This window comes from Pseudomonas sp. RIT-PI-r (assembly GCF_001297015.1).
Taxonomy (GTDB): Bacteria; Pseudomonadota; Gammaproteobacteria; order Pseudomonadales; family Pseudomonadaceae; genus Aquipseudomonas.
This window is the reverse complement of record NZ_LIGE01000047.1, coordinates 47,603-68,863: the sequence shown is the minus strand read 5'-3', so window position 1 is coordinate 68,863 and position 21,261 is coordinate 47,603. Positions and strand designations below refer to the sequence as shown.

Here is a 21,261-nt window from a genome sequence, read left to right as displayed (position 1 = left end):
CTCGACATTCTCCTGCAGGAGCTGCCGCAGGCTGCGATCTTTTGATCTTAACCGACGTGAAACGTCTGACCTGTCTGCAAGCCTTCGACACTTTTCGCGTAGGCCAACGCCACATCTGCCGCGGCAACTGGCTTGTAGCCACGGAAGTACGGCGCATATTTACCCATCGCTTCCAGCAACACGGTAGGGCTGACCGAGTTCACCCGCAGGCCGCGTGGCAGTTCGATGGCGGCCGCGCGGACAAAACTGTCGAGTGCGCCGTTGACCAGCGCTGCCGATGCGCCACTGCGAATCGGATCGTGGCTGAGTACGCCAGTGGTGAAGGTGAACGAGGCGCCGTCGTTGGCGAATTCACGGCCGATCAGCAGCAGATTGACCTGGCCCATCAGTTTGTCCTTGAGACCGAGGGCAAAGCTGTCTTCAGTCATTTCATCCAGCGAGGCAAAGGTCACGTTGCCCGCGGCGCAGACCAGTGCATCGAACTTGCCGGTTTTTTCGAACAGCTTGCGAATCGAGGTGCTGTCGCTGATATCCACCTGCAAGTCACCGCTATTGCGGCCAATACGAATGACTTCGTGGCGTTGCGCCAGTTCTTTGTCCACGGCCGAACCGATGGTGCCGCCAGCGCCTATCAACAGAATTTTCATCGTGCTGTGCCTCAAGTGATTGAACGAGGTTTCAGTCTAGAGTGGTTTTTTCTGCCAATAAGCGCACTAATAGGCAACCTTTGGTTTTCAAATGGAAACAATCCATGAGCGAGATGGATGATCTGGCGGCGTTTGCCGTGCTGATCGAGGCTGGCAGTTTCACCCTGGCGGCGCAGCAATTGGGCTGTAGCAAGGGCCAGTTGTCCAAGCGCATCAGCCAGCTCGAAGCGCAGTTTTCTGTGGTGTTGTTGCAACGGACCACCCGGCGTTTGAGCCTGACCGCCGCGGGCGCGGCGTTGTTGCCGCAGGCCCAGGCGCTGGTAGTCCAGGTCGAAAAGGCGCGTCAGGCATTGGCGCGTTTGAAGGACGATATGGCCGGTCCCGTGCGTATGACGGTTCCGGTGTCGTTGGGGGAAACCTTCTTTGACGGCTTGCTGCTGGAGTTCTCGCAGAAATACCCCGAGGTGCAGATCGAGCTGGAACTGAACAACAGTTATCGCGACCTGTCGCGGGATGGTTTTGATCTGGCGATTCGTTCCGAGGTCGCCAATGATCAGCGGCTGGTGGCCAAGCCCCTGCTGGCCTGGCAGGAAATGACCTGCGCCAGCCCGGCTTATCTTGAGCGTTTCGGTGAGCCGACGATGCCGCAGGCACTGGCCGAACACCGTTGCTTGCTCAACAGCCACTACAGCGGGCGCGAAGAGTGGCTATATCACCTGCAGCACGAATTGTTGCGGGTGCGGGTGTCCGGGCCGTTCGCCAGCAACCATTACAGCCTGCTCAAAAAAGCTGCGCTGTCCGGCGCCGGCATCGCTCGATTGCCTTCGTACCTGCTGCAAGCGGAATTGGCGGACGGGCGATTGAAATGGCTGCTGCGCGATTTTCAGACCCGACGCATGCCGATGTACCTGGTGCATCCGTATCAGGGAGGGCTGCCCAAACGTACGCAGGTGCTGGCGGACTATCTGATCGGCTGGTTCAAGCGCAGTGGAGAGGCGCTGGATCGTCTCCAGCGCTGACCATCCCCTGCTATCCCGTTCCCTTCCAACCCATTCCCTGGAGCTGTCGAAGCCTGCTAGAGGAATATCAGCGGTTGTGGTGTCTGGCAATCAGATGATCGATCGACAGCTTCCCAGGCCCGCTCGCCATCAGGTACAGCAATATCGCCGCCCAGGTGCCGTGAGTCGGATACGCATCCGGGTACACAAACAGTTGAATCGTCAGGGTCATACCCAGCAATGCCAACGCAGAAAACCGTGTGGCGAAACCGATCAGGATCAACACCGGAAAGAAGTGCTCGGCGAATGCGGCCATGTGCGCAGCAATCTCTGGCGACAACAGCGGCACAGGGTATTCGCTCTTGAACAGCGGAATCGTCGAGTCGGCCAGTCGTGGCCAGCCTAATTCAAAGGTGCTGTCGATCAGGTCGATGGCCAACCCTTCGATCTTGGTCTGCCCGGACTTCCAGAACACCGCAGCAATCGAAAACCGTGCGATGAAGGCGATCAGGCTGTGGGGGATTTTTTCCAGCAGCGCGATGGCGCGGGTGATGAGGTTGCTCATGGCAGTTCCTTGTAGCTCAAGTGGGTGATGACGTTGTGCGCGATCAACAAGCCGAGGGTTTGTGCAAGATCGAAGGGAGGGCTGTGTGCAACTGCCGCCAGTAATGGCTGGTCATCGATGAGATGGCGGATAAACGCGCTGGCGCCGGGTTCGATGACAAACACTTCGACGTCGAGATGGTTGCGCAGCACCAGCGCGTGCTGTGCTTGCTGCAAGTCGAGGCCCGCGAGCGTTGCTTGCCGTTGATGTGCTGCCCAGATCGCCACCGTCGGCCAGGGCGAGTCGAGCAGATGCAGCGACGGATGCAGCTTGACGGTCAGTGCGCTCAGGGAGTGCGGATTGGCGAATGCGGCAGTGATTTCTTCCGGCCGCACCGCAAGCGCATCGGCCGCGTGATAAGCACAGGTGCGCAAACGCTCAAGGCGCGCGACATCGGCCAGATAGGGCACACTGGACGCCGGTTCGAACGCGGCAGTGAAGTCAGCGAAATCTTCGCCGTAACGGCTCATCAGCGGACTTTGCGGCGGTTGGGCCTGAACGAAAACGGCCGCCATCGCCCGAAAGAACTCCTCGCCGACCAATTGCCTGACCACTGGATAACTGTCGGCCAATGCGTTGATCAGCGAGCTTTGCACGTTGTTGCGATACACCGCGAAACGCCTGGCCGGATCGGCGCCGCTGGCACTGCACAAGCCCTCTGGACAGGTTAGTCGCGTGTCGATGAGCGCGGCAGCGAAAGCGCTGTGCGTGCTCATGCGCGCCCCCTCGCTTGCAGCAAAAAATCATCGGCCTGCTGTGCTTCGGCCAGCAACACATTGAACGCTGGCACTTGATTGTCACGTTCGATCAGCGTGGCTACCGGGCCAATGCGTTCGAGCACTTGCCGGTATAAATCCCACACCGCGTCATCGATCGCTGCGCCGTGATCGTCAATCAGCAAGCGCTCACCCGGGTTGTCGGAATCTTCGGCAAACCCGGCCAGATGAATCTCGCCCACCCGGTGCAACGGCAGTGCGTCGAGATAGGCCAGCGGAGCGCGCTGATGATTGATGCACGAAACGTAGACATTGTTCACGTCGAGTAACAGGCCACAGCCACTTCGGCGAATGACCTCGGCGATGAATTCCGGCTCATCGATGGTCGAGCGCTGAAACGCCAGATAAGTCGCCGGATTCTCCAATAGCATGGGCCGTTGCAGGCAGTCCTGCACTTGATCGATATGCGCGCAGACGCGGTTCAGGGTCGGCATGTCGTAGGCCAGTGGCAGCAGATCATTGAGAAACACCGGGCCATGGCTGGACCAGGCCAGATGTTCGGAAAAGGACTGGGGTTGATAGCGCCGGTTCAGCTCGGCAAGACGCTTGAGATGGTCTTTATCCAGCGGCCCTTCAGCGCCGATGGACAACCCGACACCGTGCAGCGACAGCGGATACTGCTGGCGAATCAAACCCAGAAAATGATGAAACGGGCCGCCGTCGACCATGTAGTTTTCGGCGTGGACCTCGAAGAAGCCGAGGTCCGGTTGCAAACCGAGCACTTCACGAAAATGCCCGGTCTTGAGCCCCAGCCCGGCACGCGGCGGGAGTTCTGTGAGGGCTGCCTGGGTGCCGGGTAGAGGAGTTTGTTGTGTTGTGAACATGATCGTCACTCAGGCAGATCGCGGATCAGGACTTGGCTTTGAACGCTTCCATCTGACCGAAGCCGGTCGGCGAGGTCTTGCTTTCGGTGGTAGCACAGGTGCCTTTCGGGACGAGTTTCCAGGCGTTGGCCTGGTAGTCCATTTTCGCCGTGCCGGCACAGGTAGTACCTGCGCCTGCAGCGCAATCGTTATGACCTTTCATGGCCACGCCGAAGCATTTTTCCATGTCGTCGGCAGCGTGGGCGGTGGAGACGGCGGCCATGCTCAGGGCAGAACCGAGGGCCAGAACCAGGGCGGTGGCGGACAGGGTACGAGTGGTAGCAGTCATGATGTTTCTCCAGTCTTGTCAGGGTTTTTACAAGCGATTTGCGCTTGCTTACCCCTCTAGAGAAACCAGTCGACGATGCGTTACAGCCCACAGCAATTTTTTCCAGATAATGCAAACCCCCTGTAGGACCTGCCGCAGGCTGCGATCTTTGACTCGGCTTTTTAGCGATTGAATCAAGATCAAAAGATCGCAGCCTGCGACAGCTCCTGCAGTGATTTATCCGAGTTGCCGGCAGTGTTCTATAGTCACTTCTACGGCCACTCCAACAGGCCGATTTACCAGGACGGTATCTCATGACCAAGGATCGCTCAGTCTTCGCTGTGCTGTCGCGCAAGGCTTCATCGTTTGCTCTGGCCTGCACGCTGCCTTTGCTGTTCTCCACGGTTCACGCCCAGTCGCAAGCCGATCCGCAGGACACACTCAAGCGTATCAATCACAACTACAACACCCTCAAGGACTCATGCCAGGAGCCCGATACCGGTGCCGCGCGCGGTCTCTACTATTGCAGCGGTGTGACACTACGCATGGTCAATGACGGGCCTTTCAATCCGTGGGACTACAGTCCTTACGCGATCAGGATTGGCGCGACCTCCTACTCGTGGATCCGCAAGGATCTGAGCACGCGCATTCTCATTCATCCGGCCGGCTTCATCCTGCGTACACCCACCGATGCGGCGGCGCTGAATCTGCCGGTCAAGGAACAGGGCTTTACCTGCATCTATGCCTTTGATGGCGGTACCGGACCGGAGCGCAAATGGTATGGCTGCGGTTTCTTCGACAGCCGTGAACCGCCGCGCGCGGCTCAGGGCACGATGAACAATCGCAATGCTGCACTGGCCTACGGCACTTGCGCCGAGGCGGGGGTCAGCACGGCCGAGCAATGGACGCAGAAATACACCGGGTTGATGAAGGGGCCGATTCAGTACGGCCAATGCTCATGGAACGCGGAAAAACCCAGCGACTGGAACGCAATGATTCGGGTGCACGAGTCGCGGCCAAACACGACCAACAAAGACCCGTTTGCCTTCAGCGCCCAGGTCAACGAGTTCATGTTGAAAAATGCCACGGCAACCAACGATGGCAGCGAAAACATGAAGTACATCGACGCCTTCATCTACAACGTCAACAGCACGCAGAACTTCGCCACCCGCGGTGATCAGGCGCCACCGAAGCCCGAGAACGGCCTGAACAGTGCGCGCAACTTTCAGAAAAAACTTCAGGCGCAAGGCTACAGCGTGCCGATCCTGCGGCTGGATTTCACCAAGCCTGCCGAACAGCGTTTCAGTTATGTCGCCGCCGATCAGGCGATCGATCTGACGGTGACGGGGGATACCCGGCCGCCACCGGATGCACCGACCTCGAGATACATCGCCAACGCCATCTGGATCGAGCGCTACGACCCGGGCAGCAAGAAAAACGAGTGGTCGCTCAGCGTGACGCCGACCGTCCAGGGCAAAGCGATTCAGGCCAGCAATCAGGATGCTGTCTATCAGGAACTGCTGGCGCTGCGGGGGGCTGACAGCCAATGGCGCGACAACGAAAAGTCGGCGGGCAGCATGCGCCAGCAACTGGCCTGTCTGGTGCAGAACTATCCGGCCAAGACCGAATGGAATCTGGAACCCTTCCGTCCTGCTGTCAGCCCGCAGCAAGCGGCGAAGGCCGGGTGCAATCCGGTGGCGGCTGCGTCACCGCAATACATCGCCTCGGCCGACTGGGTCAATCGTTTCGACCCCGGCACCCGCAAGGAGGAATGGAGCCTGAGCATCGTGCCCACGGCGGCGGGACGTGCCTTGCCCAACGAGCAACTCGAGGCGATCTATGCGCAACTGTTCGCCCTCAAGGGCGCGGACAGCCATTGGCGCGATAACGAAACGTCGGCCGGCAGCATGCGTCAGCAATTGGGCTGTGTCCTGGCCAATTATCGCAACAAGACACCGTGGAATCTCGAGCCGTTCCGGCCGGCGTTATCGGACGCCGAGACCCGGGCGGCCGGCTGCAACCCCGTTCCCCGTTGAGTGTGTATTGGCTAATCAAGGAGATGCAAGCCATGAAAAAACGTCTGATCAGGACCGCTCCATTGCTGATGTTGCCGCTGCTGTTGCACGCGACATGGGCCCGTGCCGAATCTTGCGACGAGACGCTGAAGAAGGTCGAAAGCCTGTACAACAAAACCGTCGACAGTTGCGGTCAGGACCCCGCGTCGGACTGTTCGGGACTGTTGGTTCGTGGCACCCACCGCGCCGATCCGGCCAAGGGGCAGAAATGGGATGTGTGGAATCCCAGCCCGAAAGCCGTGGAGCTGGGCACGTTCGCCGCTTCGTATATGCGTGCCGACGGCATCAGCTATGAAGACCCCGGCATGAGTACGCAAAACGGCTATCTGATTACACCAAGAGATCTGATCCGCGATCCGGAAACACCCGTGCACGTCTATTGCGCCTTTCCCAATGATGCCTGGACCGACTATCGCAACGACCGCGGCTGTGGCGACAACAAAAACACTGCGCCGGCCGAAGCGGTTTGCCAGGCCATGAAACCACCGATCACCAGCCCGAATGCCTGGGTCGCACACTTCACCCAGTACAACAACAATCGGCAGCAGGATCAGTTGCAGTGTGGTTTCAACATGCGCAATCCGATGAGCAGCAGGGAGCGTGTCGATGCCTTTCGCAATTTCTTGGGCGCGCGCAAAGTCATCAACAGCCGCGAGTTTCAAACGCAGACGGAACTGCGTCTGGGCAATCCGAAAACCGATGAGCTGCCGATTCTGGCGTTTTTCTACAGCGATCAACGTGGCCTGAATGACGCACTGGCCAATCAAAAGGACTACAAAGCCAAGACTGGCAAGGACCGCAATATCATCAAGATCGACTTCCCGCGAACTCCGGTCGCCAAGGCTTCGTTCTCGTGCATCCAGACCTCGATGCCGGCAGAACCGAAATTCTGCGACAAGTACATCGAATCCAGCACCTGGGCACAACGTCCTGATCCGAAACTGGGGCCGAACACCTGGTCACTCTCGGTGGTACCGACCGCTTGCGGTCGCGCGATCAAGGATGACCAGACTGATCGCATGTTTGCCGAGCTGTACAACAAGCACAAAGACGATCAGCAGTGGCGGCAGTACAGCGTCAATGGTGGCTCGTTGCGTCGGCAGATGGTTTGCCACCTCGCGGCAACGTACGAGGGCAAACCTGTGCGCAACAAGCCTGAATGGAATCTGGAACCGGCACGTCCGTATGTCGATCAGGCCACGGCGGTAGCACAGCACTGCAATCCGTACTGACACCGATGCTCTGTAGGAGCTGCCGCAGGCTGCGATCTTTTGATCTTGTTTTTAACAACCAACGTCAAAAGATCGCAGCCTTCGGCAGCTCCTACGGGGGGATGTGTGAGGTAAAAAAAACGGCCAGAAGGCCGTTTTTTTGTTCAGTGAAATGCATCAACCGCCGAGGTACGCCTCGCGCACTTTCGGGTCGGTCAGCAGTGCTTCACCGGTGCCTTGCATGACCACACGACCGTTCTCCAGAACGTAGGCGCGGTCAGCGATTTTCAGCGCCTGGTTGGCGTTCTGCTCGACCAGGAACACCGTCACACCGTCCTTGCGCAGTTGTTCGATGATGTCGAAGATCTGCTGGATGATGATCGGTGCCAGGCCCAGCGACGGCTCGTCGAGCAGTAGCAGTTTCGGCTTGCTCATCAACGCACGGCCGATGGCGAGCATTTGCTGTTCGCCGCCGGACATGGTGCCGCCACGCTGGTTGAAGCGTTCTTTCAGGCGTGGGAACAGGCCGAGAACCTTGTCCATTTGCTCCTGATAGTCGCCCTTGTCGGTGAAGAAACCGCCCATGGACAGGTTTTCTTCAACGGTCAGACGGGCAAACACCCGACGACCTTCCGGCACCACCGCGATGCTCTTGCGCATGATCTGTGACGAGTCCTGGCCGACCAGTTCCTCACCCATGTAGCGGATGCTGCCGCTGTGCGCCTGCGGCGAACCGCAAAGCGTCATCAGCAGCGTGGACTTGCCGGCACCGTTGGCGCCGATCAGGGTCACGATCTCGCCCTGGCGGACTTCGACGTTGACGCTGTGCAGTGCCTGGATCTTGCCGTAGAAGGTGGAAACGTTTTCGAACTGCAGCATTTACGCTTCCCCCAGGTAGGCTTTGATCACTTCAGGATTGTCGCGGATCTGTTCCGGCGTGCCGTCGGCCAGAGGCGTGCCCTGGTTGATCACGACGATGTGGTCGGAAATGCTCATGACCAGTTTCATGTCGTGCTCAATCAACAGCACGGTGACGTTGTGCTCTTCACGCAGCACGCCGATCAGCGCCTTGAGGTCTTCGGTTTCCTTCGGGTTCAGGCCGGCGGCCGGTTCGTCGAGCATGAGGATCCGTGGACGGGTCATCATGCAGCGAGCGATTTCCAGACGCCGTTGCTGACCGTAAGCCAAGGTGCCGGCGGTACGGTTGGCGAACTCTTTGAGGTTGACCTTTTCCAGCCAGTACTCGGCAAACTCCATGGCCTCGCGCTCGCTTTTGCGGAACGCCGGGGTCTTGAACAGACCGGACAGGAAGTTGGTGTTGAGGTGACGGTGCTGGGCGATCAACAGGTTCTCGACCGCCGTCATGTCCTTGAACAAACGCACGTTCTGGAAGGTGCGCACCACGCCTTTGAGCGCGATCTTGTGCCCCGGCAGGCCTTGAATCGGCTCGCCGTCCAACAGGATGCTACCGCCGGTTGGCTGGTAGAAACCGGTCAGGCAGTTGAACACGGTGGTCTTGCCGGCGCCGTTCGGCCCGATCAGTGCAACCACTTGTTTCTCTTTGACGGTCAGGGCCACGCCGTTGACCGCCAGCAAGCCGCCGAAGCGCATGCTCAGGTTCTCAACTTTCAAGATCTCGCGGCTCATTTTCGCAACTCCATGTGTGGGCGTTGCATCGGCAGCAGACCTTGTGGACGCCAGATCATCATCAATACCATCAGGGCACCGAACATCAGCATGCGGTACTCGCTGAACTCACGCATCATTTCCGGCAACAGGATCATCACCACGGCCGCGAGAATCACGCCCAGCTGCGAGCCCATGCCACCCAATACGACGATGGCGAGGATGATCGCCGACTCGATGAAGGTGAACGATTCCGGCGTCACCAGCCCCTGACGCGCAGCGAAGAAGCTACCGGCGAAACCGGCAAACGCAGCACCGAGGGTGAACGCGGACAGCTTGATGATCGTTGGATTCAGACCCAGTGCGCGGCAAGCGATTTCGTCCTCACGCAGCGCTTCCCACGCACGGCCGATCGGCATGCGCAGCAGGCGGTTGATGACGAACAGCGCCGCCAGCGCCAGCAACAGGGCAACCAGGTAAAGGAAGATCACCTTGTTGATCGAGTTGTATTGCAGGCCGAAATACTCGTGGAAGGTTTGCATGCCTTCCGCGGCCTTGCGTTCGAAGGTCAGGCCGAAGAACGTCGGTTTCTCGATGTTGCTGATGCCGTTCGGACCACCGGTAATGTCGGTCAGGTTACGCAGGAACAGACGGATGATCTCGCCGAAGCCGAGGGTCACGATCGCCAGGTAGTCACCGCGCAGACGCAACACCGGGAAGCCCAGCAGGAAGCCGAACGTCGCCGCCATCAGGCCGGCAATCGGCAGGCAGATCCAGAAGCTCAGGCCGTAGTAGTGCGACAGCAGCGCGTAGCTGTAGGCGCCGACGGCGTAGAAGCCGACGTAACCGAGGTCGAGCAGACCGGCCAGACCGACGACGATGTTCAGGCCGAGGCCGAGCATCACGTAGATCAGGATCAGCGTCGCGATATCCACCGCGCCACGGGAGCCGAAGAACGGCCACACCAGCGCCACCAGGATCAGCGCAATGATGAAATAACGCTGGGTGGTTGGCAGTGTGAGGAAGTTGCTCGCTTTGGCCGGGATCAGCGGCAGACCCGGCGATGAACGCCAGGCCTTGCTGATCTGCTGGTTGAACAGCACCCGCAGGAACATCAGCACCGAGCAGATGGCGATGGTCGCCAGCACGGTCGGACTGGTGTTGTGCACTTCCAGGTTGATGCCGACGATGGTCAGTTTCAGACCGAGTACCGGGTAGGCCACGGCCCACACCAGCAAAGCGCTGAACAGCGCCTGTTTAAGATTCCTAGTCATACTTTCTCAACCTCCGGACGGCCCAGAATGCCGGTCGGACGGAACAACAGCACCAGAACCAACAAGCCGAAAGCCACGACGTCCTTGTACTGGTCGCCGAAGATATCGGCGCCAAACGCTTCCGCCACCCCAAGCACCAACCCGCCGAGCATGGCGCCAGGGATGCTGCCGATACCGCCGAGTACCGCTGCGGTGAAGGCTTTGAGGCCGACGAGGAAACCGGCGTTCGGGTTGATCACCCCGTATTGCATGCTCAGCAGTACAGCCGCAACGGCTGCCAGCGCGGCACCAATGACGAAGGTCAGGGCGATGATGTTGTTGGTGTTGATGCCGAGCAGGTTGGCCATCTTGATGTCTTCGGCGCAGGCGCGGCAGGCGCGACCCAGGCGAGAGCGGGAGATGAACAGTGTCAGGCCGAGCATGGCGATCAGCGTCACCACGAACACCACGATTTGCATGTAGGAAATCAGCACTTCTTGTGCGCCACCTGGGCCGAAGGCAAGGTTGCCCGGAATCAGGTTGGGGATAGCTTTGTCCTTGGAGTCTTGCGCCAGCAGAACCGTGTTCTGCAGGAAGATCGACATACCGATCGCGGAAATCAGCGGGATCAGACGGTTGCTGCCGCGCAGGGGGCGGTAGGCAATGCGTTCGATGCTGTAACCGTAGGAACTGGTGACGACGATGCTGGCGATGAACGCCGCAGTCATCAACAGCGGGACACTGTCGAGTCCCATCATGGTCAACCCGGCGATGGCGATGAACGCCACGTAGGAGCCGATCATGTACACCTCGCCGTGGGCGAAGTTGATCATTCCAATGATGCCGTAAACCATCGTGTAGCCGATGGCGATCAAGGCATACATGCTGCCAACGTTCAGGCCGTTAACCAGCTGTTGGAAGAAGTGATAGATGTCAGGCATTACAGCGCTCCTAAAAACCTGATACGCATTTCACTGGTGGAGTCATTTTCCCGCCCGGCCCCGTGGATCTTTATCCACTTCGAATCCGGGTTTTGCCAGCGAACCGCTGATGACGGTTTTGAGATTTTCAGGTGGGGAGACTGGCGGATCACGCCAGCGCGGCCCATTACATTCGTAAAACAAAGCCCACGGCACGCCGTGGGCTTTATTGGCAGTCAGTCAGGCAGCGCCTTACTGAGGCGATACTTCAGTTTTAGGCTTGCCGTTGTGCCACTCGTAGACCACGAATTTGAAGTCTTTGAGGTCGCCCTTGGCATCGAAGCTCAGGTCGCCAGTCGGGGTCTTGAAGGTACCGGCGTGAATGGCTTCAGCCACTTTGGTCGCGTCTTCGGACTTGGCTGCCTTGATGCCTTCGGCAATCACTTCAACCGCCGAGTAGGACGGGAACACGAACGGACCGCTCGGGTCTTCTTTCTTCGCTTTGAAAGCATCGGCCAGGGCGATGTTGGCTGGATCCTGGTCGAAGGATTTCGGCAGGGTCACCAGCAGGCCTTCGGACGCGTCCTTGGCGATCTGGGTGATCGAGTCGTTACCCACGCCTTCCGGACCCATGAACTTGGCTTTCAGGCCTTTTTCCTGGGCTTGACGCAGGATCAGACCCAGCTCCGGGTGGTAGCCGCCGTAGTAAACGAAGTCGACGTTGGCTTGCTTGAGCTTGGCGATGATCGCCGAGAAGTCTTTGTCGCCGGCGTTGACGCCTTCGAACACGGCAACCTTGGTGCCTTTCTTCTCGAGGGTCGATTTCACCGCGGTGGCGATGCCTTCACCGTATTGCTGCTTGTCGTGCAGCACGCCGACAATTTTCGGTTTCACGTGGTCGGCAATGTAGTTACCGGCGGCAGGGCCCTGGGCGCTGTCCAGACCGATGGTGCGGAAGACCATTTTGTAACCACGGGCGGTGATGTCCGGGCTGGTGGCAGCCGGGGTGATCATGATCACGCCTTCGTCTTCGTAGATGTCCGAAGCTGGCTGAGTGGAGCTGGAGCACAGGTGACCGACCACGAACTTGACGCCGTCGTTGACGACCTTGTTCGCAACGGCTACCGCTTGTTTCGGATCGCAGGCATCGTCGTATTCAACGGCTTCGAGTTTCTTGCCGTCGACGCCGCCCTTGGCGTTGATTTGCTCAATGGCCATTTTTGCGCCACTGAACTGCATGTCGCCGTACTGGGCTACTGGACCGGTTTTAGGGCCGGCGATACCGATTTTGATGGTGTCAGCTGCGAACGAATGGCTGGCAACCCCGGCCAGAACCATAGCGGCAAACAGTTTGGAAATCTGCTTAGTAGCCTTAGTCATAGTGCTCCACTCTTACTGTTGTAATTTTTTTGAGTTCTGGCGCCGTAGCAGCAGAACCGGGTCAGATATCTTTGCGATACCCTCCGGAAATGCCCCCGGCAACTGTACCGGTACAGTGTAGAGCGCCGGTTGTCAGCCTGGGAAGCGGGCGCCGAGGGGCAAAACTTGGGGGTGTCGCGTTTTTGAATGAAAAAGACAGAATTGCGGCGGGGCGTTCGTGGGCATATATCCCAATCAGCAGCATTCCTTGGCGTTCCTGCTCTTTTCGTTCGGTACAGCCATTTGCAACCGGGTTTTGCTGGCGGACCACCAACGTTATCATTCGCGTCGATTTCTTTTCCGGACAGCGCCCATGAATCAAGAACCTAGCACCCTCTATGCCAAGCTGCTTGGTGAAACCGCATCTATTACCTGGAAGGAGTTGGAGCCGTTCTTCGCCAAGGGTGCCCTATTGTGGGTCGACCCTGCGCTGGATCTGATCGCTGCCGCCGAGGCCGTGGCATCGGATGATGGCGAGAAAGTGGCTGCCTGGCTGGCCCAAGACAAAGTCGCCAAGCTGTCTGAAACGCGGGCGCTGGATCTTTTCGAGCGTGATCCGGCGTTGTGGGCGGTGGTGGTTTCACCGTGGATTCTGATCCAGGAAAGGGCAGTCGCTTCTGACGCCGCACCTTGATGGTGCGGCCGGTCGTCAGCGAAAAGTGTGTAGCGGAGTAGCGTGATGGCACGTTGCCGTAGAGAAACACCACAAGCGCGGGTGGCATCACGGTGACGTAAACGTAACGGGAACAGTTTAGTAAGCAGCCTAACGGCTGCTTAATTGTTTCTGGATATGATCGTTCCCACGCTCCGCGTGGGAATGCATCAATGGACGCTCTGCGTCCGCATTGGGACGCAGAGCGTCCCGGGCTGCATTCCCACGCAGAGCGTGGGAACGATCGTGGGAGCGAGCCTGCTCGCGATTGCCGCGACTCGATCCTGGATCAGACCGAGAACGACTTGCCGGTATGGTTATTGAGGGAAATAACCTTGGTCTTGCCAATCCGGTGACGGTAAATCTCGCGCAAATACTTGATCGATTTCTTCACACAATCGCGCGACAGGCGAATGTCATTGATCGAGACAAACTTCTCTTTGTCGTTGATCAGCTCACGGTACTTCTTCTCGTACATCGGCTTGATCGCGTACCAGTTGGTATCGAGGATCTTCGCCGGGTTCTCGAACTCGTTGAGCAGGTCGTCGATGCGGTCTTCGTCGAACTCCTCGTTGATGATGAAATCGAGGATTGAGTTGTCCAAGGTCTCGTCAAAACGGTAAGGATTCTTCGCGAAGCAACGCTTGATGAACGCGACGATCAAAGTCAGGAAGTCATCCGACAGGCACGGGCTTTTGGCGATCAATGTAGTCAACGACAGGTTGGCCGAGGCGCCGATCACCAGCGCATAGCGCTTGAGCGTGGTGTTGGGGAACAGGCTGTTGAGGTGGGTCTTCAACCGGTTCAGGTCCATGTACGACAGTTTGTAGTCTTTCGGCAGCGAGACGATCGAGACCACCGACGAGCAGTTCTTGAAGAAGTGCAGGTCGTGCAGGGCGGCGGCGTCGTAGCCGGAATTCTTGTACTGCTCAAGCGAGGCGCGATAACGCTTGGACTCGATCGGCAACAGGCTGATGCCTTCGATCGCCTGCGTGACCTTGTTGAAGTGCGGCAGGTCGATCGAGCGGAAGAACAGATCATCGATGTTCAGACGCTGCGGCTCTTTATCGAACACCTTGAACTTGTCGCTGCTCGGCGGTGGCGTTTCCGGCACCACCGATTCGGCGTAGGCAATCGCCACCGGGCCGGCCAGACTCATGAACAGGTCGTTGGCGTCGAGGCGAATGGTTTCGCCGATGTCGATGCCGGCGCGGCGGAAGTAGTTCTGGTCGTAGTCAGTGGTGACTGCCTGCGCCGTCAGAATGTTGAAGATCTGCTGCGAGATGTACTGGTTGGCGTGCTTTTCCATCGCATTGACATCAATGTTCTGGATGTTGCCGTCATCGCTCTCTTCGGCGTAACGCATGATGTCGTTGGAGATCAGCATCATCGCGTTCCATGGGCGGATACGCCCCATGACGCTGGCTTCGCTGCTGTCTTCGTTGGCGAAGTTGTAGGAGAAATCCCATTCTTCCGACAGATATTTGCACAACAGGCGACCGGCGTTGATGTGCAGCGCCTCGGACATTTCGCTGCGATGATCGGAAATGTTCGGCAGCACGCAGATACCGCTGGTGAAGATCGGCTCGAACACGAACGAGTGGCCGCTCTTGCCGTCATGTTCGTCCATCGGCTTGGTGTCGAACGTCTTGTTCATGTACGAGTGCTGCTGGGCCAGACCGAATTCCGAGGCCATGCCGGAACCGGTACCGCCGCCGGCACTGAAGATCGAGAAGTACAGGCGCGACTGGTTGGCCTTGATGCCACAGCTGTCGATCAGGTACGAGTGGATCATTTTCCAGTCTGGGCTGGAGAAGCGCTGGGTGTCCTTGTTGAGGATGATCTTCGCCAGATACTGGCCGAGGATCGGCGCGTTACCGGCGCCACCAGCGTGGACTTCGGACAAGTCCATGATCTTCATTTTGCTGTAGTCGCGCAGGAAGCCGCTTTTTTCGCCCTTGCGCGAGAAGCGAATGCGCCCGGCGATGTCCTTGTCGAGGTCGCCGAGCATCACCAGCGGTTCGACCAGAAACACCGGTTTGGTCGATTTGTTCGGGCCGATGCGCAGGTTGTTCTTGATCCACTGGGCCGGGCTGTAGCCCTTGTCGGCCAGTCGGCGATCCGCCGGGCGATCTTCGTTGTTGAATTCGTTGAGGTAGAACTTGCGCGCGTTGTACACCAGTTCCGCGACATCGAGGGCGATGTTGGAGCCGCAACGACCGAGGCCGATCAGGCACACCGAGGGGAATTCCTGGTCGTTGTGCTGTTCGTTGTCGCCTTCCAGGTGCGGTGGGCGCGGGAACACCAGATCACGCAGGCCGTCGAGGTTGTCGAGGATGCGGTCGGTGTTGGTTTCGGTGAAGTACAGGTATTGCTGGGTCGACAGCGGGCGCGACGGGACCGATGGCTTCGACGATGACGGGCTGTTCGCGGCGGGGCTCAACGTCAGATCGGATACCGCTGGGGCGGGATTGTTTTTAGAAGTCATTGTGCGCCATATACCTGGACTGGGTCGGCTCGCAGGCCAAGTGCCTGGGAACCTCACGGAATAAGATCTCGCGTCTTTTTTGCGCGAATTGAGCCCGAGCATCAGGGTTTTGGCCTGACTGTCGCTGGGGGGAATCCTTTCCTGATCGTTGATGAATCGGCCATTATTCGGCGATCTTTAATCGAAAAGAGGCAAAATGATGTCAACGCTACCTTCGTTGGGGTTCGCCGGAATCGGTCTGATGGGGCTGCCCATGTGTCGGCGTCTGTTGGCCGCGGGTTACCCGCTGACCGTGTGGAATCGCAACCCGGCCAAGTGCGCGCCACTGGTCGAGGCCGGTGCCCGGCAGGTGGCGACGGCCGCTGAATTGTGCGCACACGCCGACGTGGTGATGTTGTGTCTGGCCGATACGGCGGTCGTGCGCGAAGTGGTGTTTGGCGCCGATGGCATTGCTGCCGGGGCAAAGCGCGGCCAGTTGCTGGTGGATTTTTCCAGCCTTGAGCCGACTGCTACTCGGGAGATGGCGACCGCGCTGGCGCAGAAAACGGGGATGAGCTGGCTGGACTCCCCGGTGTCCGGCGGTGTAGTCGGTGCCGAGGCGGGCAGCCTGGCAATCATGGTCGGTGGCGAGGTGGCAGACCTTGAGCGCGTGCGCCCGGTGTTGCTCAACCTCGGTCAGCGCGTCACGCACATGGGCGGCATCGGCGCCGGGCAAGTGACCAAGGCCTGCAACCAGATGATCGTCGCCTGCAATGCGCTAGTGATCGCCGAAGTGGTGGCGCTGGCCGAGCAGGCCGGTGTCGATGCCAGCCTGATCGCCGAAGCCTTGGCTGGCGGTTTCGCCGATTCGAAACCGTTGCAGATTCTTGCGCCGCAAATGGCCGAAAGCCGTTTCGAACCGATCAAGTGGCACGTGCGCACGCTGCTCAAGGATCTCGATACCGCCGTGAAATTTTCCCGCGAACAAGGCTCGGCGACGCCGATCAGCGGATTGGCCGCACAATTGATGCGCCTGCATGGGGCGCAGGGCTTTTTGGCGCAGGATCCAGCGACACTGGTGCAAATGTACCGCGCGCCAGAATCAACGGATTGACCGCGTGTGAGTGTTTGCGCTGATTGATTTCTTCCAGTACCGGGCGCAGTTCGTCCAGCGGCACCGGACGGCTGAGCAGGTAACCCTGAATGAAGTCGCAGCCCGAGCGTTCAAGGAATTCGTACTGTTCCAGGCTTTCCACGCCTTCGGTGACCACCTGCAAATGCAGGGTGTGCGCCATGACGATGATCGCCTGGACGATCTCCATGTCGGCGGTCGCCGTGGGAATGTCGAGGATGAACGAGCGGTCGATCTTCAAGGTGTTGAGCGGCAGGCGCTTGAGGTAAGCCAGCGACGAATAGCCGGTGCCGAAGTCGTCGATCGACAGCGATACGCCGAGCGCGCGGATCTGCCGCAGCAACACCAGGGTGTTGGCGATATTGCCCATCAGCGCATTCTCGGTGACTTCCAGTTCCAGCCGTTCCGGTGCCACTCCGGCAGTGCGCAAAGCGTTTTCGATCTCGATGGCCAGCTCTTCGCGGCCAAGATTCAGCGGTGAGCAGTTCCAGGCGATTTTCAGTTCATCGCAGCCATGGCGCGACAATTCACCCAGATCCTTGCAGGCCCGGCGCAGCACCCAGTTGTCCAGTTCGGCGATCAGGCCGTTGTTTTCGGCGATGGTGATAAAACGATCCGGGGTCAGCAAGCCGTGCAGCGGATGCTGCCAGCGGATCAGTGCTTCCAGTTTGGTGACACGGCCGGTTTTCAGTTCGAAGATCGGTTGGTAATACAGTGTCAGGCCGTTTTCTTCGCGCAGGGCATGGCGCAGTTCTTCTTCCAGTTGCAGCTCGAAGCTGGCGCGGGTCTTGAGGTTGGAACTGAAAAAGTGCAGGCCATTACGTCCCGCGCCTTTGGATTGATACAACGCCAGATCGGCGTGCTTGAGCAGTTCTTCGCAGGTGCTGCCATCTTCCGGAAACAGACTGATGCCGATGCTGGTGGTCATCACCATGCGGCGTCCGGCCAACTCGATCGGCTCCTTCATTTTGAGCATGATGCGTTGGGCCATATTGCGGGCTTCTTCGCGGTCATGCAGGTTGATGAGGATGCAGAACTCGTCGCCGCCGAAACGCGCGACCACGTCTTCATGGCTGCGCACCGAGCCTTTGATGTGCTGGGCGATGACTTTGAGCAGTTCGTCACCGGCGTCATGGCCGAGGCTGTCGTTGATCCGCTTGAAGTGGTCGATGTCGAGAAACATCACCGCGAGCATGCCGCCTTCGCTGGTTTTCTGGCTGAGTTTCTCGGCGAAGATCTGGTTGAACCCGCGTCGGTTGATCAGGTTGGTCAGGGCATCGTAGTTGGCCACTTGTTGCAGCGACATGCGCGCTTGATCGAGCTGGCTGAGCAGGGCATTGACCCGGCGCAGGTCGTGCTCCTTGTTTTGCAGTTTCTTGTCGGCCAGTGCCGCGCTGATCGCGCTGCCAAGGATCAGCAAGGTAATCAGCGCGACCGTGAGGCCTAATTGCAGGTGGCTGGTTCCGGTGGCAATCGACGGCAGACTGTTTGCCGGCAAGACCAGGTTCAGCGCCGCCATCCCGGTGAAATGCATGCTGATGATCCCGGCACCGAGAATCAGCGCGGCGGTGTACTTGAGCATCTGATGAGACAAACCGCTGCCTTCGCGCAAGTAACCGGCCACCGACAATGCGGCGAAACTGGCGCCGATGGCAATCACCACCGACAGGCAGAACAGCAGCGGTTGGTAATAAGCGGTTGCGGCCGATTGCATTGCTGCCATGCCGACATAGTGCATGCCGGCAATGCCGAGGCCGATGACAATGGCGGTTTTCAGGTATTGAGTCAGGCTCGGTTGCGGCTCGCTCAACGTGTGCATTGCCAGCCAGGAGGCGAGGAGGGCGATCAGCAGGGAGAACAGGGTAATGGCGAGGTCGTACTGGATTTCGATCGGCGCCTGGAATGCCAGCATGCCGATGAAATGCATCGCCCAGATGCCGCCGGCCAGGCAGGTTGCGCCGATCCAGCGCCAGACGCGCTGCGAGCCGGGATCTTCCGCGTGGCCCACCCGTTCGGCCATGTCGAGGGTGGCAAAGCTTGCCGCGCAAGCGACCAGATAGGCCACCAGCACCAGCAAGGGATTATGAGTGCAATTGAGAATGACCTGCCCGCTCTCCGGCAGCTCGGTAACAAACTGCAAACCAAGCCACTCCATAGCATGCCCCGTCTCTGAAGTCGTCCTGACTGCGTGATGAACGCAGGCGAATGTCTGGAGTATAGAGGCGGTTTTCAGAGAGCAAGCGGTAGTGGCACATTGGCGCTAATGATTTCGTCATTAGCCTCATAGCGATTGGCGCTAAAGACTCAAGCGCTCTGTTCGAAAGGGATTTGCGCCCAGTCCGGTTGCAGCGGCGGCAAGCCGAAGCGTGCACGAGCCTTGTCGCAATCGACATTCTGTTCGCCGTTTTCCCAAGACGATTCGAATTCACGACACGGGCTGGAGCGTTGTTCGTAAATCGAGCACTTCACCTCGCTGCCGACTTCACCGACCAATGCCGTGCAACGCGGCGATTTGCAGTCGGTACCGTTCATCGCCACCCGGCTCGGGCTGATCTGCGTGACCAGTTCATCAGGCACCGTACCACCGGAGGAAGCGCATTCACCCCAGAAAAAAGACACGCGAAAATGGGAACAGCAGGCACCGCAATTCAGACACGGACTGACGTCGGACATGGGCGAGGGTATCAAAGGGATTGATCGAAAGATCCGGACGGATCCGGCGGCCATTCTAGGCTTTGCCGCAGACTTGGGGAGGGGGGCGCGAAACTATTTTTTTGTGGCAAGGTTTTGCCGCAAAAGCCCCGGTTTTCGGGGGATCGCTGACTTATCAAAGGCTTACGTTTCGTTACAGTGCCATGGCCCGATATCAGGCAGACGAATGATCACAGACAGGTCCCGACGGGCTGACTAGATTGCAGGTTCCGGGCTCGGATGCGTTGGCAGTGAAGCCCCATAACAATAAAGAGACGGACCCATGCAGAACTCGACCCAAGCGGCGAATGCCTGGCGCATTCTGTTCCTGCTGTTCCTCGCCAACCTGTTCAATTTCTTCGACCGCACCATTCCGGCGATCATCATCGAGCCGATCCGCATGGAATGGCACCTCAGCGATTTCCAGCTGGGGATCGTCGGCACCGCGTTCACCATCGTTTATGCCATCGCCGGCCTGCCGCTGGGGCGCATGGCCGACACCGGTTCGCGCAGCAAACTGATGGGCTGGGGTCTGGCGACGTGGAGTGCACTGACGGCGGTCAACGGCCTGGTCGGCAGTTTCTGGAGCTTTCTGATCGTGCGCATGGGCATCGGCATCGGCGAGGCCAGTTATGCGCCGGCGGCCAACTCGCTGATCGGTGACCTGTTTCCGGCGCACCGTCGGGCGCGGGCCATGGGCATTTTCATGCTCGGTCTGCCGCTGGGCCTGTTGCTGGCGTTCTTCACCATCGGCGCGATGGTCAAGGCGTTCGACAGCTGGCGTGCGCCGTTCTTTATTGCAGCGGTGCCGGGTCTGCTTCTGGCGATTTTCATGTTCTTTATCAAAGAGCCGAAGCGCGGCGCAGCGGAGACCGTGCAGGTTTCGCAAGAGAAAGTGGACAGGCCGATCCGGCGGATTCTGGCGGTGCCGACCTTTCTGTGGCTGGTGATGGCCGGGTTGTGCTTCAACTTCGCCACCTATGCCTGCAACTCGTTTCTGGTGCCGATGCTGCAACGCTATTTCCTCATGCCATTGCAGGAAGCGGCCGTGGCTACGGGGGTAATTGTCGGGGTAACCGGGCTGGTCGGTTTGACGCTCGGTGGCTGGATCGCCGACAAGATTCACCAGCGTGTGGCCAATGGTCGGTTGTTGTTCGCTGCGTTCAGTCTGATTATTTCGACGTTGTGCACGGCGTGGGCCCTGCATTCCGGGCGCATTGAGATTGGTGTGTTTGTCGCGGTGTTCAGTGTTGGATGGCTGTTTGCCTACAACTTTTATACCTGTGTTTATACGGCGATTCAGGATGTGGTCGAACCGCGTTTGCGGGCGACGGCGATGGCGTTGTTCTTTGCCGGGTTGTATTTGCTGGGTGGTGGTTTGGGGCCGGTGGTGGTCGGTGGCTTGTCGGATCATTTCGCGCACACGGCGATGCTGGCGGCGGGGGCTGAGCAGATGACCGAGGCGTTCAAGGCAGTCGGGCTGCATGATGCGATGTACCTGATTCCGGTGGCGCTGTTTTTGACCATGGTGTTTCTGTTTCTGGCGGCGCGGTGTTTTGTCCGGGATGCGCAGCGGATGAAGGAGGGGCTGGTTGCTGTGGTTGAGCCAGAAGTGGCTGCGGCGACTGCATAACCGCTATCGCGAGCAGGCTCACTCCT

Annotated in this window: 19 protein-coding genes; 6 read left to right on the top strand and 13 right to left on the bottom strand. The window is 58.8% G+C overall.

The window, feature by feature from the left end; all coding sequences use genetic code 11:
• Positions 1-47: 47 nt before the first annotated feature.
• The gene (locus AK821_RS27595; protein ID WP_064393068.1) at positions 48-647 is read right to left on the bottom strand and encodes a short chain dehydrogenase; all 600 of its coding nucleotides are present in this window, start codon (positions 645-647) and stop codon (positions 48-50) included.
• Positions 648-751: 104 nt separating this feature from the next.
• On the opposite strand from AK821_RS27595, the gene AK821_RS27590 reads away from it, so the two are divergent.
• Positions 752-1,666: a LysR family transcriptional regulator gene (locus tag AK821_RS27590; RefSeq protein WP_064393067.1), complete on the top strand. Its 915-nt coding sequence runs from the start codon at positions 752-754 to the stop codon at positions 1,664-1,666.
• 67 nt (positions 1,667-1,733) lie between these two features.
• Here the strand turns inward: AK821_RS27590 and AK821_RS27585 are convergent, their stop codons facing one another.
• From AK821_RS27585 to AK821_RS27570, 4 genes are read right to left on the bottom strand one after another with little or no spacing between them, the layout of a single operon-like run.
• Positions 1,734-2,210 carry a DoxX family protein gene (locus AK821_RS27585; RefSeq protein ID WP_064393066.1) on the bottom strand — a complete coding sequence of 159 codons (477 nt, stop codon included), beginning with the start codon at positions 2,208-2,210 and terminating at the stop codon, positions 1,734-1,736.
• Positions 2,207-2,965 (bottom strand): HvfC/BufC N-terminal domain-containing protein, encoded by a 759-nt coding sequence (locus AK821_RS27580; protein ID WP_064393065.1) that lies wholly within the window; start codon positions 2,963-2,965, stop codon positions 2,207-2,209. Before AK821_RS27580 ends, AK821_RS27585 begins: the two co-directional genes overlap by 4 nt.
• Positions 2,962-3,849 (bottom strand): MNIO family bufferin maturase, encoded by an 888-nt coding sequence (gene bufB, locus AK821_RS27575; RefSeq protein WP_064393064.1) that lies wholly within the window; start codon positions 3,847-3,849, stop codon positions 2,962-2,964. The genes AK821_RS27580 and bufB overlap by 4 nt, the downstream gene beginning before the upstream one ends.
• 25 nt (positions 3,850-3,874) lie before the next feature.
• Positions 3,875-4,177 carry a BufA1 family periplasmic bufferin-type metallophore gene (locus tag AK821_RS27570; RefSeq protein WP_008086321.1) on the bottom strand — a complete coding sequence of 101 codons (303 nt, stop codon included), beginning with the start codon at positions 4,175-4,177 and terminating at the stop codon, positions 3,875-3,877.
• Between the two features lie 293 nt (positions 4,178-4,470).
• Between AK821_RS27570 and AK821_RS27565 the strand changes: the two genes are divergently transcribed.
• Together AK821_RS27565 and AK821_RS27560 are read left to right on the top strand one after the other, a co-directional pair.
• Positions 4,471-6,192, top strand: a complete 1,722-nt coding sequence (locus tag AK821_RS27565; protein ID WP_064393063.1) for a DUF2599 domain-containing protein — start codon at positions 4,471-4,473, stop codon at positions 6,190-6,192.
• A 32-nt stretch (positions 6,193-6,224) separates the two neighbouring features.
• Positions 6,225-7,463, top strand: coding sequence for a DUF2599 domain-containing protein (locus AK821_RS27560; RefSeq protein WP_064393062.1), 1,239 nt, complete (start codon positions 6,225-6,227; stop codon positions 7,461-7,463).
• A gap of 156 nt (positions 7,464-7,619) precedes the next feature.
• Here AK821_RS27560 and AK821_RS27555 read toward each other — a convergent pair whose 3' ends face one another.
• The 5 genes from AK821_RS27555 to AK821_RS27535 all read right to left on the bottom strand — a co-directional run bounded on the left by AK821_RS27555 (position 7,620) and on the right by AK821_RS27535 (position 12,621).
• Positions 7,620-8,321 (bottom strand): ABC transporter ATP-binding protein, encoded by a 702-nt coding sequence (locus tag AK821_RS27555; protein ID WP_003222380.1) that lies wholly within the window; start codon positions 8,319-8,321, stop codon positions 7,620-7,622.
• On the bottom strand, positions 8,322-9,089 hold the full coding sequence (livG, locus tag AK821_RS27550; protein WP_016771357.1) for a high-affinity branched-chain amino acid ABC transporter ATP-binding protein LivG: 768 nt from the start codon (positions 9,087-9,089) through the stop codon (positions 8,322-8,324).
• Positions 9,086-10,342, bottom strand: coding sequence for a high-affinity branched-chain amino acid ABC transporter permease LivM (locus AK821_RS27545; RefSeq protein ID WP_064393061.1), 1,257 nt, complete (start codon positions 10,340-10,342; stop codon positions 9,086-9,088). The genes livG and AK821_RS27545 overlap by 4 nt, the downstream gene beginning before the upstream one ends.
• Positions 10,339-11,262 carry a high-affinity branched-chain amino acid ABC transporter permease LivH gene (gene livH / locus AK821_RS27540; protein WP_016986597.1) on the bottom strand — a complete coding sequence of 308 codons (924 nt, stop codon included), beginning with the start codon at positions 11,260-11,262 and terminating at the stop codon, positions 10,339-10,341. Before livH ends, AK821_RS27545 begins: the two co-directional genes overlap by 4 nt.
• A 231-nt stretch (positions 11,263-11,493) precedes the next feature.
• Positions 11,494-12,621: a branched-chain amino acid ABC transporter substrate-binding protein gene (locus tag AK821_RS27535; RefSeq protein ID WP_007918518.1), complete on the bottom strand. Its 1,128-nt coding sequence runs from the start codon at positions 12,619-12,621 to the stop codon at positions 11,494-11,496.
• Between the two features lie 352 nt (positions 12,622-12,973).
• Between AK821_RS27535 and AK821_RS27530 the strand changes: the two genes are divergently transcribed.
• On the top strand, positions 12,974-13,294 hold the full coding sequence (locus AK821_RS27530; protein WP_064393060.1) for a DUF2288 domain-containing protein: 321 nt from the start codon (positions 12,974-12,976) through the stop codon (positions 13,292-13,294).
• Between the two features lie 307 nt (positions 13,295-13,601).
• Here AK821_RS27530 and AK821_RS27525 read toward each other — a convergent pair whose 3' ends face one another.
• A complete protein-coding gene (locus AK821_RS27525; RefSeq protein WP_064393059.1) occupies positions 13,602-15,800 on the bottom strand; it encodes a hypothetical protein in 2,199 nt (732 codons plus the stop codon).
• A 196-nt stretch (positions 15,801-15,996) separates the two neighbouring features.
• On the opposite strand from AK821_RS27525, the gene AK821_RS29730 reads away from it, so the two are divergent.
• Positions 15,997-16,893 carry an NAD(P)-dependent oxidoreductase gene (locus AK821_RS29730; RefSeq protein WP_161806679.1) on the top strand — a complete coding sequence of 299 codons (897 nt, stop codon included), beginning with the start codon at positions 15,997-15,999 and terminating at the stop codon, positions 16,891-16,893.
• On the opposite strand, the gene AK821_RS27510 is transcribed toward AK821_RS29730, so the two are convergent.
• Together AK821_RS27510 and AK821_RS27505 are read right to left on the bottom strand one after the other, a co-directional pair.
• Positions 16,784-19,066, bottom strand: coding sequence for a putative bifunctional diguanylate cyclase/phosphodiesterase (locus AK821_RS27510; RefSeq protein WP_064393057.1), 2,283 nt, complete (start codon positions 19,064-19,066; stop codon positions 16,784-16,786). The two genes, AK821_RS29730 and AK821_RS27510, sit on opposite strands and share 110 nt — an antisense overlap.
• Positions 19,067-19,215: 149 nt before the next feature.
• Complete coding sequence (locus AK821_RS27505; RefSeq protein WP_064393056.1) at positions 19,216-19,584, bottom strand: YkgJ family cysteine cluster protein; 369 nt, start codon at positions 19,582-19,584, stop codon at positions 19,216-19,218.
• 301 nt (positions 19,585-19,885) lie between these two features.
• Here AK821_RS27505 and AK821_RS27500 point away from each other — a divergent pair, with 301 nt between their 5' ends.
• A complete protein-coding gene (locus tag AK821_RS27500) occupies positions 19,886-21,235 on the top strand; it encodes a spinster family MFS transporter (RefSeq protein WP_064393055.1) in 1,350 nt (449 codons plus the stop codon).
• Positions 21,236-21,261 lie beyond the last annotated feature (26 nt).

Coding starts and splice junctions, on each gene's coding strand:
- AK821_RS27595 (WP_064393068.1), bottom strand. CDS start 647: ATGAAAATTCTGTTGATAGGCGCTGGCGGCACCATCGGTTCGGCCGTG.
- AK821_RS27590 (WP_064393067.1), top strand. CDS start 752: ATGAGCGAGATGGATGATCTGGCGGCGTTTGCCGTGCTGATCGAGGCT.
- AK821_RS27585 (WP_064393066.1), bottom strand. CDS start 2,210: ATGAGCAACCTCATCACCCGCGCCATCGCGCTGCTGGAAAAAATCCCC.
- AK821_RS27580 (WP_064393065.1), bottom strand. CDS start 2,965: ATGAGCACGCACAGCGCTTTCGCTGCCGCGCTCATCGACACGCGACTA.
- bufB (WP_064393064.1), bottom strand. CDS start 3,849: ATGTTCACAACACAACAAACTCCTCTACCCGGCACCCAGGCAGCCCTC.
- AK821_RS27570 (WP_008086321.1), bottom strand. CDS start 4,177: ATGACTGCTACCACTCGTACCCTGTCCGCCACCGCCCTGGTTCTGGCC.
- AK821_RS27565 (WP_064393063.1), top strand. CDS start 4,471: ATGACCAAGGATCGCTCAGTCTTCGCTGTGCTGTCGCGCAAGGCTTCA.
- AK821_RS27560 (WP_064393062.1), top strand. CDS start 6,225: ATGAAAAAACGTCTGATCAGGACCGCTCCATTGCTGATGTTGCCGCTG.
- AK821_RS27555 (WP_003222380.1), bottom strand. CDS start 8,321: ATGCTGCAGTTCGAAAACGTTTCCACCTTCTACGGCAAGATCCAGGCA.
- livG (WP_016771357.1), bottom strand. CDS start 9,089: ATGAGCCGCGAGATCTTGAAAGTTGAGAACCTGAGCATGCGCTTCGGC.
- AK821_RS27545 (WP_064393061.1), bottom strand. CDS start 10,342: ATGACTAGGAATCTTAAACAGGCGCTGTTCAGCGCTTTGCTGGTGTGG.
- livH (WP_016986597.1), bottom strand. CDS start 11,262: ATGCCTGACATCTATCACTTCTTCCAACAGCTGGTTAACGGCCTGAAC.
- AK821_RS27535 (WP_007918518.1), bottom strand. CDS start 12,621: ATGACTAAGGCTACTAAGCAGATTTCCAAACTGTTTGCCGCTATGGTT.
- AK821_RS27530 (WP_064393060.1), top strand. CDS start 12,974: ATGAATCAAGAACCTAGCACCCTCTATGCCAAGCTGCTTGGTGAAACC.
- AK821_RS27525 (WP_064393059.1), bottom strand. CDS start 15,800: ATGACTTCTAAAAACAATCCCGCCCCAGCGGTATCCGATCTGACGTTG.
- AK821_RS29730 (WP_161806679.1), top strand. CDS start 15,997: ATGATGTCAACGCTACCTTCGTTGGGGTTCGCCGGAATCGGTCTGATG.
- AK821_RS27510 (WP_064393057.1), bottom strand. CDS start 19,066: ATGGAGTGGCTTGGTTTGCAGTTTGTTACCGAGCTGCCGGAGAGCGGG.
- AK821_RS27505 (WP_064393056.1), bottom strand. CDS start 19,584: ATGTCCGACGTCAGTCCGTGTCTGAATTGCGGTGCCTGCTGTTCCCAT.
- AK821_RS27500 (WP_064393055.1), top strand. CDS start 19,886: ATGCAGAACTCGACCCAAGCGGCGAATGCCTGGCGCATTCTGTTCCTG.